Source organism: Cereibacter azotoformans, assembly GCF_021391315.1.
GTDB classification, from domain to species: Bacteria; Pseudomonadota; Alphaproteobacteria; order Rhodobacterales; family Rhodobacteraceae; genus Cereibacter_A; species Cereibacter_A azotoformans.
This window is the reverse complement of sequence record NZ_CP090021.1, coordinates 575,523-588,831: the sequence shown is the minus strand read 5'-3', so window position 1 is coordinate 588,831 and position 13,309 is coordinate 575,523. Positions and strand designations below refer to the sequence as shown.

Here is a 13,309-nt window from a genome sequence, read left to right as displayed (position 1 = left end):
TCACACCCCCGCACCCCCGTGGGATATTTGAGCCAGAATGAAGGGCTCAGCCCTCGATCCGGGTTAGGTCGGCCACGCTCGCGCAGGTGGCACGGATGGAATGGAGCATGTTGAGCCGGTTGCGCCGCAGGACCGGATTGTCGGCATTGACCTGGACCGTGTCGAAGAAGGCGTCGATCGGGGCACGGAGGGCGGCCATGGCGGCCATGGCGGCGCCGAAGTCTTCGGCCTGCATGGCGGGGGCGATGGCAGCCTCGGCCTGTTCAAGGGCGGCGAAGAGCGCGCGCTCCGCGTCGGTCTCGGCGAACTTCGGATCGGCGCCGAAGGAATATTCGACGCCGTCCCTGGCCTCGGCCTGCGCGAGGATGTTGTTCGCGCGCTTGAAGCCCTGCAGGAGGTTGGTGCCATCGTCGGTCTTGAGGAAGGCCGAGAGGGCCTCGGCGCGTTTCACGAGGAGGGTCAGATCGTCGTTGCCGGGCATGGCGAGGCAGGCGTCGATCACGTCGTGCCGGATCCCCTGCTCGCGCAGGTGGACCTTGAGGCGGTCGTGGAAGAAGGTGAGGAGGTCGGCGGCCTCGCTCGGCGTCGTCACTGTTGCACCATCGCGCCGGATGGCCACTTGCACCCCAACCAGCACGGCGTAGGCGTCGGCGTGGCCAGCGACAGACAGTTGCTGACGCCACAGGAAGATAAGACGGAACAACGAAAGAAGCGGCAACTGGCGGTGCGTCGCCAGCACGAGCCGGATCACCCCCAAAGCCGCCCGCCGCAACGCGAAGGGGTCCTTGCTGCCCGTGGGCTTCTCGTCGATGGCCCAGAAGCCCGTGAGCGTGTCGATCTTGTCGGCGAGCGCCACGGCGACCGAGACGGGGTCGGTCGGCACCGCGTCGGAGGGGCCGAGCGGCTGGTAATGGGCCTTGCAGGCCAGCGCCACAGGCTCGGGGAGGCCGGCCGCGCGGGCGTAGTAGCTGCCCATCGTCCCCTGAAGCTCCGGGAACTCGCCCACCATCGCGGATTGCAGGTCGGCCTTGGCCACGCGCGCGGCCTCGGCGGCGAGGTCGGGCGAGGCGCCCACCAGCGGCGCGATCTCGCGCGCGAGCGCCTCGATCCGGGCGATGCGGTCGGCCTCAGACCCGAGCTTGTTGTGGAAGGTGACATGGGCGAGGCCCGCGGCCATGCCCTCGAGGCCCACCGTCTGCACCGTGCGCCGATCGTTCTCCCAGAAGAAGCGCGCGTCGGAGAGGCGCGCGGACAGCACCTTGGCGTTGCCCTTCAGGATCGTGGCGCCGTGGTCGGCGGTCTCGCGATTGGCCACGGTCACGAACTTCTCGATCCGGCCGGTGGCGGGGTTCCTGACCGAGAAGAACTTCTGGTGCTCGCGCATCGAGGTCTGAAGCACCTCGGGCGGCAGGCCGAGGAACTCTTCGCCGATCGGCCCCATCAGGACCACGGGCCATTCCACGAGGCCCGCGACCTCGGCGAGAAGCCCCGCGTCGGGCACCACCTCGAGGCCCTGCGCGAAGGCCTGGGTGGTGGCCTCGTGCCAGATCGCCTGCTCGCGCTCGGCCGCATCCAGCATCACGAAGGCGCGCTGCAGCTTGGCGCGGTAGTCGTCGAAGCCCGTGACGGCGAAACGGCCGGGCGCCATGAAACGGTGACCCTCGGTGGTGTTGACGGCTGTCACCTGATCGACCGTGACCGGCACGACCTGCGATCCGGCTTCGTCCGAGAGCAGGCAGAGGATCGAATGGAGCGGCCGCACCCAGCGCAAGGAGCCCGTGCCCCAGCGCATCGACTTGGGCCAGGGGAAGGCGCGGATCGTGCGCTCGAGCACCTCGGCCACGATGTCGGGCGCGCGGCGGCCGGGCTTCTCCACCACGGCGAAGAGGACGGCGCCCTTCTTGTCCTCGCGGGTCTCGAGCTGGTCGCGCGTGAGGCCGGTCGAGCGCAGGAAGCCCTCGATGGCGGCGGCGGGCGCGTCGGCCTTGGGGCCCTTGCGCTCCTCGCGGAGCGTCGGGCTTTCGGCCGAAAGCCCCTCGACCGACAGCACCAGCCGCCGGGGGGTCGAGAAGGCGCCCGCCGAGGCGTAGGTCAGGCCCGCCTCGACCAGACCGTCGGTCACGAGCTTCTTCAGGTCCTCGCGCGCGCGGGCCTGCATCCGCGCGGGGATCTCTTCCGAGAAGAGTTCGATCAGCAGGTCGGGCATTACTGTTCCTCGGCGTTCAGCTGGTGCCACGCATAGGCGTGGCCGTCGGGAAAGACCGCAACGACGCGATCCACCCCGGGGGCGATGTCATGTTCGGACAGGAAGGCGATGGCCTCGCCGCGGCGGAGCGCGGCGTCGATCCCCGGCGCGTCGAAACAGTCGAACCAGGGCGGCGCGTTGAGCGGCGTGGGGTTCGGATAGACACGATAGGTCTCGGTCAGCATGGCCTGGCTGAGCGGGGTGGTGAAGCAGGCGCGAAAGCGCAGCGGCGAGGAGTCGGCGTCGATCCCCTTCACCCCGTCCGCCACGATCACCTCGGGCACTTCGCCAAGGAGCGGCGTCAGGCGGATCTCGTTGCCGCGGTCAAAGGAGACCTCCTCGTAATAGGCATGGAGCTGCGTCCACCAGACCGCCGCCCCGGCGATCAGGGCGATCAGCACGATGCCACCCGCGAGGAGCTTGCCATTCACGCAGCCGCCCCCGCTTCGGTGGTCACGAAGGCATCGGCGCATTTCTTCGCCAGCGCGCGGACGCGGCCGATATAGGCCTGCCGCTCGGTCACCGAGATCACGCCGCGGGCGTCGAGCAGGTTGAAGAGGTGGCTGGCCTTGATGCACTGGTCGTAAGCCGGATGGGCCATGACGATCCGGCGGCCCGCCTTGTCGGTCTCGGGCGCGGACAGGATGCGCTCGCACTCGGCCTCGGCGTCCTTGAAATGCTGCAAGAGCATCTCGGTGTCGGCCTGATCGAAGTTCCAGCGCGAATATTCCTGCTCGGTCTGGCGGAATACGTCACCATACTTCAGCGGCGTCGGGCTGTCGGGATCGTTGTAGGGCATGTCCATGACGTGATCGACGCCCAGCACATACATCGCCAGCCGTTCGAGCCCGTAGGTCAGCTCGCCCGAGACCGGCTTGCAGTCGTGGCCGCCGACCTGCTGGAAATAGGTGAACTGGCTGACCTCCATCCCGTCGCACCAGACCTCCCATCCCAGGCCCCAGGCGCCGAGGGTGGGGCTTTCCCAATCATCCTCGACGAAGCGGATGTCATGCAACTCCATGTCGATCCCGATCGCCTGAAGCGAGCCGAGATAAAGCTGCTGCAGATCCGGCGGCGAGGGTTTGATCAGCACCTGATACTGGTAATAGTGCTGGAGGCGGTTGGGGTTCTCGCCATAGCGGCCGTCGGTCGGGCGGCGCGAGGGCTGGACATAGGCGGCGGCCCAGGGCCGCGCGCCCAGCGAGCGCAGCGTGGTGGCGGGGTGGAAGGTGCCCGCCCCCACCTCCATGTCGTAGGGTTGCAGCACCGCGCATCCCTTGCCGCCCCAATAGGTCATCAGGCGCAGGATGATCTCCTGAAAGCTGCGGGGGGGAACGGGTTTGCCGGTCATGCGCTGGCCCTCTTGCAAAGCGCCCTCTCCATAGGCAAGAGGCAGGCGAGGGTCAATCGGCGGCGGCCGCGCGGACCGGAAATGACGGGCCTGCCGCCGCGGCCCGCGCGAGGCGAGACGGCGGATGATGAGACAGGCGATCTTCCTTCTGTGGCTGGCAGTCTTCCCGGCGGCCGCGCCCCTCGCGGCTCAGGAACAGGCGCAGGTCTGGGTGCAGATCGAGGCCCGTCCCACCGAAGCCGAGGCGGATGCGCGCGCCCGCGCCTATGCCGAGCTGTTCCCCGACGTGTCGGGCTACCGGCTCGCCTCGGGCTGGTACGGGATCGTGCTCGGTCCCTACGGGCCGGATGTGGCGCGGCTGCGGCTGCAGGATCTGCGCGACGCGGGCATGATCCCGCCCGACAGTTTCATCGCCGACGGACGCAACTTCCGCGAAGCCTTCGCCGCTCCGGGGCAGGTGCGCCCCGAGATCGAGGCGCTGGCGGTGCCCGGCCCCGAGCCCATCCCGGACGAGGACGCCGCCGTGGCAACGCCCGTGGCCCCGCCCGAGGCGGCACCGCCGCTGCCGGACGAGACGCCGGCCGAGGCGCAACAGTCCGAGGCGCGGCTCTCGCTTGCCGAGCGGCAGGAACTGCAGGCCGCGCTGCAATGGTTCGGCTTCTACACGGCCGCGATCGACGGCGCCTTCGGCTCGGGCACGCGGGCCTCGATGGCGGCCTGGCAGGGAGCGCAGGGCCTTGAGGCGACGGGTGTTCTCACCGCGCGCCAGCGGGCGGCCCTGCTGGACAGCTACGATCGCGCGCAGGCGGAACTGGGGCTCGAGACGGTGACCGAGGAAGAGGCGGGCATCCGCATCATCCTGCCCACCTCCCTCGTCCGGTTCGACCGCTACGACCCGCCCTTCGTCCATTATGCCCCGCTCGATGACACGGGCGTGCAGGTGATGCTGATCTCGGAGCCGGGCGATCAGGGCACGCTCTACGGGCTTTACGACATCCTCCAGACGCTCGAGGTGGTTCCGCCGGAGGGCAACCGCGAACGCAGCGCCAGCTCCTTCACCATCGAGGGACGATCGGACACGCTGGCCAGCTACACCCACGCCGAACTGCGCGGCGGGCTGATCAAGGGCTTCATGCTGGTCTGGCGGCCCGACGAGGACGAGCGCATGGCGCGGGTGCTGACGGCGATGCGGTCGAGCTTCCGCCCCTTCGGCGACCGCGCGCTCGATCCGGGCATGGTGGAGCTGAGCGAGGAACAGCGGCGCGGGATGCTGGCCGGGCTCGAGGTGCGCAAGCCGCGCCAGTCGCGCTCGGGGATCTTCGTGGATGCCAAGGGCACGGTCCTGACCTCCGCCGAGGCGGTGGCGGGCTGCGGCCGGGTGACGATCGACCGCGATCACGACGCGCGGGTGGCGCTGGCCGACCCCGCCCTCGGGATCGCGGTGCTGAAGCCGGAGCGCGCGATGGCCCCGCGCGTCACCGCCAGTTTCCGCAGCGGCGCGGCGCGGCTCGGCTCACCGGTGGCCGTGGCGGGCTATCCCTATGAGGACGTACTGCCCGCCCCCACCCTGACCTTCGGCACGCTGGACGGGCTGACGGGGCTGGAGGGCGAGCCGAACCTGCGCCGGCTGAGCCTTGTGGCACGGCCGGGCGATGCCGGCGGGCCGGTGCTCGACGGCTCGGGCGCGGTGCTCGGCATGCTGGTGGCGCCGCCGCAGGGCGCCCGGCAGCTGCCGGCCGAGGTCTCCTTCGCCCTCGCGCCCGAGGCGCTGACGGCCCGGCTCGCGGAGGCGGGCGTCCTGCCCCGCATGTCCGAAGGCGGAGGCGCGCTCGCGCCCGAGGATCTGGCCCGTCTGGGCGATGGAATGACGGCGCTCGTCTCCTGCTGGGACTGACTGGCAGGAGACGGCTCAGCCGCGCCAGAACCTGCGCATGAAGAGCACATAGACCGACAGAAGCTCCAGCCGGCCCACCAGCATTCCGAGGATCATCATCCATTTCGCCGAATCGGGGAAACGGTCCACCGCGCCGGTGGCGCTGACCTCCGGGCCGAAGACGGGGCCGACATTGGCGATGGCCGTCCAGGCGGCGGTGATCGCGGTCTTGGTCTGAAGCCCCGTCAGCGACAGCAGGACCGACAGGACCCCGAAGCTCAGGATGAACATGGTGAAGAACAGGATCACCGCGTTGATCACGTCCTCGCCCACGCGGCGGCCCTCGTAATCGACGAAGATGACCGCGCTCGGACTCTGGAGGCGGCGGATCTGGACCTTGATCGCCTCGAGCAGGATCAGGTAGCGGAAGACCTTGACCGAGCAGCCGGTCGAGGAGGTGCATCCCCCGATCAGCCCCACCACGATCAGCATCACGAAGGGAAAGGTGCCCCAGAGGCTCAGGTCCACGCTCGCGAAGCCGGTGCCGGAAAAGGTCGAGACGACGTTGAAGGTGGTCTCGCGCAGCGTGGGCAGGATCGGCGCGCCGCGGCTGACGATCTCGTAGATCAGGATCATCGCGATCGCATAGAGGTTCCAGCGCAGGTAGGCCCGCACCTGCGGGTCGCGCCAGAGCGGCAGCACCTCGCCCTGCGCCAGCTGGACGAACCGCACGAAGGGCAGCGAGGCGAGCAACATGAAGACGGCGCAGGCATATTCGGCCGGCCCCTGGAACAGGCCGAAGGACCTGTCCGAGCTGGAAAAACCGCCTGTCGAGACCGTGGTGAGCGCATGGACGACCGCCTCGAAGAGCGGGATGCCGAGCGCGAGATAGGTCAGCACGCAGGCCATCGTCAGCACGAGGTAGATCTGGATCAACGCCTTCGAGATATCGAGGGCTCGGGGCAGGATCTTGCCCAGCGTGTCGAACCCTTCCGAGCGGAAGAACTGCATCCCGCCGACCTTCATCACCGGCAGGAAGATCATGGCGACGATGACGATCCCCAAACCGCCCAGCCATTGCAGCATCCCCCGCCAGAGGTTCGTGCCGAGCGGAAGCCGGTCCAGCCCGACGAAGACGGTGGTGCCCGTGGTGGTGAAGCCCGACATGGCCTCGAACATGGCGTCCGTCACGCCCGCGTCGGGCTGGCCCAGCATGAAGGGAAGGGCCCCGAAGAAGGGCATGACCACCCAGGCGCCGGTCGTGAGCAGGAAGCTCTGCTGGAGCGAGAGGCCCATCCCCTGCCGCCGCCCGTTGGCGCAGGCCAGCGCCAGCAGCGCGCCCGCAAGCGCCGAGATGGTGGCGCTTTCGGCAAAACTCATCCAGTGCGGGTTGCCGGTGGCCAGATCGAGCGCCATGGGCAGCAGCATCAGCACGCCCAGCGTGGCCACAAGAAGACCGAGGATGTATCCGACGGGGCGAGGGTCGATCATGCCAGAGGCTTGGCCGGAGGGTGACGGGGCTGTCAAGCCAGCCTCACACGCGCCGGCGGCGGCCTTCGCACAGGCGGAGCAGCCCGGTCATCGGCGTGGCGGCGTTCAGGAACCATATGGCAAGCCCCGGCAAATCGGCAAGGGTGCCCGTGGGCACCCTCTCGGAGCCGAAGCCCTAGCCGATCTGGCCCACCCGAGTCCACCCGGACGGGCGGCAGGCCCGGTCAGCCGGTGTGATAGAGGCTCGCGAAAAGCCTCGGATCGAGGCTCTCGGCCGCGAAGGTCGGCCCTTCGGTCAGCACCGACACCGCATCATGGGAATGAAGCGATTCCTGATGGCTCGCCACGACGCGGAAGTCGCCGATCCGCGGATCGGACTGCAGCGCCTGGCAGAAGCTGCGCGCCGCATCCTCGACAAAGATCGGGTTGGCGGCGTTCAGCTCGGCGAAGGCCTGTTCGTCCTCGCGCTTGACCATGACCTGCGTCTCGGTCGGCACCGCCGCGCGGGCCAGTTCGATCAGATCCTCGAACCAGAGGCACTTGCCCGGCCGCACCTCCACCGAGATCCGCGCCACCGACCGCTGGGAATGCGGCGTGGCGAGTTGGCCCCGCTCGCGCCGGGCGTGCTCGCTCAGCTCCAGCGAGCAGGGGCAGGTCGAGGAATAGACGAAGTCGAGATGCATGATCTTCTTGCGCACCCCGCCCCGGTCCACCAGCTCCAGCGCGATGTCGTAATACTGCCAGCCCACGAGCCCCGAGCGCAGCGACGGCACCTTCACCGGGAAGGAGAAGCGCATCTGGATGCGGGCGTCGAAGCTTTCGAGGTCGCGCTTGTAGTCTTCCAGCGCGCGCTCGATCACCTCGAAGCTGAAGCCCTGCTCGGCATGGGCATAGAAGGACCGCATGATGCGGCTCATGTTGATGCCCTTCTTCTCGGCCTCGAGGCTCACCGTGCCGGTGACCGAGGTCTCGAGCGTCAGGTCGCCGTTGTCGCGCGTGTGGTAGCGGATCGGCAGGCGGAAGTTCGAGATGCCGACATGCTGGATCACCGCCTTCGCGCCGACGATCAGGCTGGCGGGCCCGTTCTGCAGGTCGGGCAGCGAGGCCTTGTAGGCCTCGTCCACGGTGAAGTTGCGCGGGTAGGAGCGGCTGAACTCGGGATAGACCAGGGCTGGCACGTCGGGCGCAAGACCGGCCACGTCGGAGACCGGCGTGTGCTTCGCCCAGCGCCGGAGGACGGCCAGAGCCTCCTCGGCCTCCTCGCGGCTCGGCAGGCGATCGGCCACGGGCGTCAGGATGTTCATCTCGCTTCCCCTCATCACAGCGGGTCGGACCCTATATAGAGGGTGCCGCCCGTTTCCCCAACAGTCGATCCGGATACGGGGAGACAGACGATTCAGATCACGTCGAGCGCCTGTTTCAGGTCGGCAATCAGATCGTCCGCATCCTCGAGCCCCACCGACAGCCGCACGAGGCCCGGCGTGATGCCGAGATGGGCCTTCTGCGCGTCCGACAGCCGCTGGTGGGTGGTCGTCGCGGGATGGGTCGCGATCGAGCGCGCGTCGCCGAGATTGTTCGAGATCTTGATGATCTTCAGCGCGTCGAGGAAGCGGAAGGCCGCCTCCTTGCCCGCGGCCAGATCAAGCGCGATCATCGTGCCGGGGCGGTCCATCTGCGCCTTCGCCATCTGGTGCTGCGGGTGGCTCTCCAGCGCGGGATGGATCACCCGCACGAGCCGCGCATCGTCCTCGAGCGCCCGGGCGATCTTCTCGGCCGTGTCGGCCATCGCCCGGCAGCGCAGGTCGAGCGTCGCCATGCCGTTCAGCATGAGCCAGGCGTTGAAGGGGCTCATCGAGCCGCCGGTATGTTTCATGAAGGGCTCGAGCACCTTGCGGATGAAGTGCTGCGAGGCGCAGACCACGCCGCCGAGCGCGCGTCCCTGCCCGTCGATATGTTTGGTGGCCGAATAGATCACCACATCCGCACCCTGCCGGACCGCGGTCGAGAAGACGGGGGTGGTGAAGACATTGTCCACGATCACCAGCGCGCCCACCGCATGGGCGATCGCGGCGATGGCGCCGATGTCGGCCACCTCGAGCGTCGGGTTCGAGACCGACTCGAAGAACACGGCCTTCGTGCCCGGCCGCACCGCCGCGCGCCACTGGTCGAGGTCGGTGCCATCGACGAAGGTCACCTCGACGCCGAACCGGCCCAGCACCTCCTCGAGGATGTAGATGCACGAGCCGAAGAGCGCGCGCGCCGCCACCAGATGATCGCCCGCCCGCACGATCGAGGTCAGGACGCCGTGGATCGCAGCCATCCCCGAGGCGGTGGCAAAGGCATCCTCGGTGCCCTCGACGGCCGCGATGCGCTCTTCGAACATGCGGGTGGTGGGGTTGCCGTAGCGGGCGTAGATGAACTCGTCCTCGCCGGTCTCGATGAAGCGGGCCTCGGCCTGCCCGGCCGTGTCATAGACGAAGCCCTGCGTGAGAAAGATCGCCTCGGCCATCTCGCCATACTGGCTCCGCCGGCTGCCCCCGTGGACGAGCTGCGTCCGTGTCTTCCAGTCCTTCGTCATGGCCGATCGTCCTTCGCGATACCAAAAAGCCCCCATGCCGGAGAGCACGGGGGCTGTGCGCCCTCGCCTCTTTAGCGGCTTCTTTAACGTGGCCCGCAATCCGGCAACAAAGCACCACGAGGCCCGGCCTTACGCCTGTCGCAGCGGAAGGTCAATCGATGCGGCGTGCCGTTCCGGGGCGGGCGGCAGGCTCAATCGACCTGCGTCGCCAGCCATTCCAGGACCGCCGGTCGCACCGTCTCGGCCCCCGAGGCGCGGGACATCTCGATCACCTTGCGCGCCTCGATCAGGTCCACCCGGCGCAGGAGCGCCTTGACCGGGCCGATCGAGGCCGGGCGCATCGAGAGCGTGCGGATGCCCATCGCGGCGAAGCACAGCGCCTCGACGGGGCGCCCCGCATCCTCGCCGCAGAACGAGAGCGGGGTTCCCGCCTCGGCGCAGCGGTTCACGATATGCTCGATGAAACTCAGGAAACTCACGTTCAGAACGTCATAGCGCCGGCGCACCCGCTCGTTCTCGCGGTCGGCGGCGAAGAAGAACTGCTTGAGATCGTTGCCGCCGATCGAGATGAAATCCGTCGTCTCGAAGAAGGCGCGGGGCGCATAGGCAAGGCTCGGCGTCTCCAGCATCGTGCCGACCGAGATGTTGACCGGCACCGGATGGCCAAGGCTCCGCTCGCGGTGCAGCTCGCGCAGCAGGTGGCTGCGGGCCATCATGAACTCGTGATGCTCCGACACAAAGGGGAACATGATGCAGAGATCACGCCCGGCCGAGGCCCGGATCAGCGCCTGAAGCTGCATCCTCAGCACGCCGGGCTTGTCGAGGCCCACCCGGATCGCGCGCCAGCCCATGGCAGGGTTGGGCTCATCCTGCGGCTTGAGATAGGGCAGCACCTTGTCCGAGCCGATGTCGAGCGTGCGGAACACGACCCGGTGCCCGCGCGCGGCATCCATCACGCGGGCGTAAAGCCGGGCCAGCTCGTCGCGCTTGGGCATCTGGTTGCGGATCAGGAACTGCAGCTCGGTGCGGAAGAGACCCACGCCTTCCGCCCCCGAACTGTCGAGGCTGGGAAGGTCGGCCATCAGGCCCGCGTTCATCATCAGCCCCGTGACCGAGCCGCACTTCGACTGCGCCGGAAGATTGCGCAGCGAGGCGTAGCGCTCCTGCGCCTTGGCCTGCATCGCCATCTTGTCCCGGAAGGCCGCCGCGACCGAAACCTCGGGACGCAGATGGACGAGGCCGTTGTCGCCGTCCACCATGATGTGATCCCCGTTGAGGGCCTCGGTCGTGATCCGGTCGGCGTGGATCACCAGCGGGATCGCCAGCGCCCGCGCCACGATCGCGGCGTGCGAGCCGACGGACCCCTCCTCGAGCACGACGCCCCGGAGTTTCCGTCCATATTCCAGCAGCTCGGCCGGGCCGATGTTGCGCGCGACGAGAACCGGATTCTCGGGCATCTCGGCGCCGGTGTCCTTGCCCTGCCCGGTCAGGATGCGCAGCAGCCGGTGCGACAGGTCATCCAGATCGTGCAGCCGGTCGCGCAGATAGGCGTCGGGCACCTGCTCCAGCCGGGCGCGGGCGGCGGATTGCTCCTTCTGCACCGCGGCCTCGGCCGAGAGGCCGGCCATGATGTCCTCTTCCATCCGCCGGAGCCAGCCGCGGGAATGGGCAAAGAGGCGGTAGGCCTCGAGCACCTGCCGCTGGTCCTTGTCGAGCACCGAGGCCGAGAGCAGATCGTCCACCGAGACGCGCAGCTGCGCCACCGCGGCCCGGATACGCTCGGTCTCGAGGACGGGATCGTCGGCCACCGGGTTCGTCACCACCACGCGCGCCTCGTGCAGCCAGACATGGCCCTCGGCCGCGCCCTCCTGCCCGGTCGATCCGCGCACCAGCACGGGACGGATGTGCTTGGCCGACAGCGCCTCGCCCTCGCCGATGAACACCCCCAGTTCGGCCATCTCGGCCAGCACCATGGCCACCACCTCGAGGGCATAGACCTCGTCGTCGGTGTAGAGCCGCGCCTCGCGCGACTGCACCACCAGCACGCCCAGCTTCTCGCCGACGCGCTGGATCGGAACGCCAAGGAAGGCGGAATAGATCTCCTCGCCCGTCTCGGGCATGAAGCGGAAGCCGCGCTCGGAGGGCGCGTTGCCGGTGTTGATGGGCGCCGCCGTCCGCGCCACCCGCCCGACAAGCCCCTCGCCCAGCTTGAGGCGCGTCTTGTGAACCGCCTCGGGCTTCAGACCCTGCGAGGCGCAGAGTTCGAGCGTCTCGGGGTCGCGGAAGAGGTAGATCGAGCAGACCTCGGTCTGCATCGAGTCCGCAATCAGCGCCGTGATGCGGTCGAGCCGGTCCTGCCCCTTGGCGGACAGGGCAAGACTGTCACGCAACCGCCTGAGAAGCTTGCGGCTTTCGCTTTCGCTGCGTTCAGGCATGACCCCCCGGCGCCAATGCCGGCCTCAGTTGGCCGTCTCCAATGCGAAGGCATCATGGAGTGCCTGCACCGCGAGTTCCATATATTTCCGGTCGATCAGCACCGAAATCTTGATCTCGGAGGTTGCGATGACCTTGATGTTCACCCCGTCGGCGGCGAGAGCCTGGAACATGGTCGAGGCCACGCCCGCATGGCTGCGCATCCCGATGCCCACGACCGAGACCTTGGCCACCTCGGTATCGACCACCAGCTCGTCATAGACGATGCTGCCGGCGGCCTTGGCATCCTCGAGCGCCTTGCGCGCGCGGGCCACCTGGTTGATCGGGCAGGAGAAGGTCATGTCCGTGACCGAGCCGGGATGGCTGCCGTAGTCCTTTTCCGAGATGTTCTGGACGATCATGTCCACGTTCACCCCGGCCTCGGCCAGCGGGCCGAAGATCGCCGCAGCGACGCCGGGGCGGTCCTCGACGGTGACGAGGGTCATTTTCGCTTCGTCGCGCGAATAGGCGACGCCAGAGACGACTTTCGATTCCATGATATCCTCCTCGTCGCAGACCAGGGTTCCCGAGGTCTCGTCGGTGTCCTCGAACGAGGACAGCACCCGCAGCTTCACCTTGTAGCGCATCGCCAGTTCGACCGAGCGGGTCTGGAGCACCTTGGCCCCGAGCGAGGCCAGTTCCAGCATCTCTTCGTAGGCGATCTTTTCCAGCTTGCGCGCCTTCGACGCGATCCGCGGGTCGGTCGTATAGACCCCGTCCACATCGGTGTAGATGTCGCAGCGTTCCGCGGCAAAGGCCGCCGCGAAGGCCACGGCCGTCGTGTCCGAGCCGCCGCGGCCGAGCGTGGTGATCCGGCCCTCGGGGCTCACGCCCTGGAAGCCCGCCACCACGGCGACCTTGAATCCTTCGGCGAACTTCGCGTCGAGGTTCTCGCGCGGGATCTCGAGGAAGCGGGCGGCCGAATGCTGCGAGGTGGTGCGGATCGGCACCTGCCAGCCCTGCCAGCTGCGCGCCGGAACGTCCATCTCCTGCAGGGTCAGCGCCATGAGGCCCGCGGTGACATTCTCGCCCGACGAGACCACCGCATCATATTCGCGCGCGTCGAACAGCGGCGAGGTCTGCTCGACCCAGCCGACCAGTTCGTTGGTCTTGCCCGACATGGCCGAGACGATCACGATCACGTCGTAACCGCGCTCGACCTCGCGCTTGACCTTCTCGGCCGCATTCCTGATGCGCGCGAGATCGGCAACAGAGGTGCCGCCGAATTTCATGACTAGAAGCGGCATGGTCTAACCCCCGCAGCCGGACCCCGGAATCCGGCGCTTCTTATGCGGGGGC

9 protein-coding genes and 1 riboswitch are annotated in these 13,309 nt (G+C 68.3%); of the genes, 1 reads left to right on the top strand and 8 read right to left on the bottom strand.

What is annotated here, in order from left to right; all coding sequences use genetic code 11:
• Positions 1–46 precede the first annotated feature (46 nt).
• From glyS to LV780_RS02930, 3 genes are read right to left on the bottom strand one after another with little or no spacing between them, the layout of a single operon-like run.
• A complete protein-coding gene (gene glyS / locus LV780_RS02940; protein ID WP_108221067.1) occupies positions 47–2,206 on the bottom strand; it encodes a glycine--tRNA ligase subunit beta in 2,160 nt (719 codons plus the stop codon).
• Positions 2,206–2,676, bottom strand: coding sequence for a DUF6446 family protein (locus LV780_RS02935; protein ID WP_108221068.1), 471 nt, complete (start codon positions 2,674–2,676; stop codon positions 2,206–2,208). The genes glyS and LV780_RS02935 overlap by 1 nt, the downstream gene beginning before the upstream one ends.
• A complete protein-coding gene (locus LV780_RS02930) occupies positions 2,673–3,596 on the bottom strand; it encodes a glycine--tRNA ligase subunit alpha (RefSeq protein WP_011907697.1) in 924 nt (307 codons plus the stop codon). Before LV780_RS02930 ends, LV780_RS02935 begins: the two co-directional genes overlap by 4 nt.
• Positions 3,597–3,720: 124 nt before the next feature.
• On the opposite strand from LV780_RS02930, the gene LV780_RS02925 reads away from it, so the two are divergent.
• A complete protein-coding gene (locus LV780_RS02925) occupies positions 3,721–5,490 on the top strand; it encodes a serine protease (RefSeq protein ID WP_108221069.1) in 1,770 nt (589 codons plus the stop codon).
• A gap of 15 nt (positions 5,491–5,505) precedes the next feature.
• Here the strand turns inward: LV780_RS02925 and LV780_RS02920 are convergent, their stop codons facing one another.
• The 5 genes from LV780_RS02920 to LV780_RS02900 form a co-directional block, all read right to left on the bottom strand.
• Positions 5,506–6,960, bottom strand: coding sequence for a TrkH family potassium uptake protein (locus LV780_RS02920; protein WP_108221070.1), 1,455 nt, complete (start codon positions 6,958–6,960; stop codon positions 5,506–5,508).
• A 224-nt stretch (positions 6,961–7,184) separates the two neighbouring features.
• The gene (gene folE2 / locus LV780_RS02915) at positions 7,185–8,264 is read right to left on the bottom strand and encodes a GTP cyclohydrolase FolE2 (RefSeq protein ID WP_101340522.1); all 1,080 of its coding nucleotides are present in this window, start codon (positions 8,262–8,264) and stop codon (positions 7,185–7,187) included.
• A 92-nt stretch (positions 8,265–8,356) separates the two neighbouring features.
• Positions 8,357–9,538 (bottom strand): O-succinylhomoserine sulfhydrylase, encoded by a 1,182-nt coding sequence (gene metZ, locus LV780_RS02910; RefSeq protein WP_108221071.1) that lies wholly within the window; start codon positions 9,536–9,538, stop codon positions 8,357–8,359.
• Positions 9,539–9,588: 50 nt separating this feature from the next.
• Positions 9,589–9,666: riboswitch (SAM riboswitch) on the bottom strand.
• 63 nt (positions 9,667–9,729) lie between these two features.
• Positions 9,730–11,973, bottom strand: a complete 2,244-nt coding sequence (ptsP, locus tag LV780_RS02905; RefSeq protein WP_108221072.1) for a phosphoenolpyruvate--protein phosphotransferase — start codon at positions 11,971–11,973, stop codon at positions 9,730–9,732.
• Positions 11,974–11,997: 24 nt separating this feature from the next.
• Positions 11,998–13,257 (bottom strand): aspartate kinase, encoded by a 1,260-nt coding sequence (locus LV780_RS02900; RefSeq protein WP_108221073.1) that lies wholly within the window; start codon positions 13,255–13,257, stop codon positions 11,998–12,000.
• Positions 13,258–13,309: the final 52 nt, after the last annotated feature.

What these genes read in the sequence shown, in the direction of transcription:
- folE2 (WP_101340522.1), bottom strand. Translation starts at nt 8,264, where the DNA reads ATGAACATCCTGACGCCCGTGGCCGATCGCCTGCCGAGCCGCGAGGAG.
- LV780_RS02925 (WP_108221069.1), top strand. Translation starts at nt 3,721, where the DNA reads ATGATGAGACAGGCGATCTTCCTTCTGTGGCTGGCAGTCTTCCCGGCG.
- LV780_RS02930 (WP_011907697.1), bottom strand. Translation starts at nt 3,596, where the DNA reads ATGACCGGCAAACCCGTTCCCCCCCGCAGCTTTCAGGAGATCATCCTG.
- metZ (WP_108221071.1), bottom strand. Translation starts at nt 9,538, where the DNA reads ATGACGAAGGACTGGAAGACACGGACGCAGCTCGTCCACGGGGGCAGC.
- LV780_RS02900 (WP_108221073.1), bottom strand. Translation starts at nt 13,257, where the DNA reads ATGCCGCTTCTAGTCATGAAATTCGGCGGCACCTCTGTTGCCGATCTC.
- ptsP (WP_108221072.1), bottom strand. Translation starts at nt 11,973, where the DNA reads ATGCCTGAACGCAGCGAAAGCGAAAGCCGCAAGCTTCTCAGGCGGTTG.
- glyS (WP_108221067.1), bottom strand. Translation starts at nt 2,206, where the DNA reads ATGCCCGACCTGCTGATCGAACTCTTCTCGGAAGAGATCCCCGCGCGG.
- LV780_RS02920 (WP_108221070.1), bottom strand. Translation starts at nt 6,960, where the DNA reads ATGATCGACCCTCGCCCCGTCGGATACATCCTCGGTCTTCTTGTGGCC.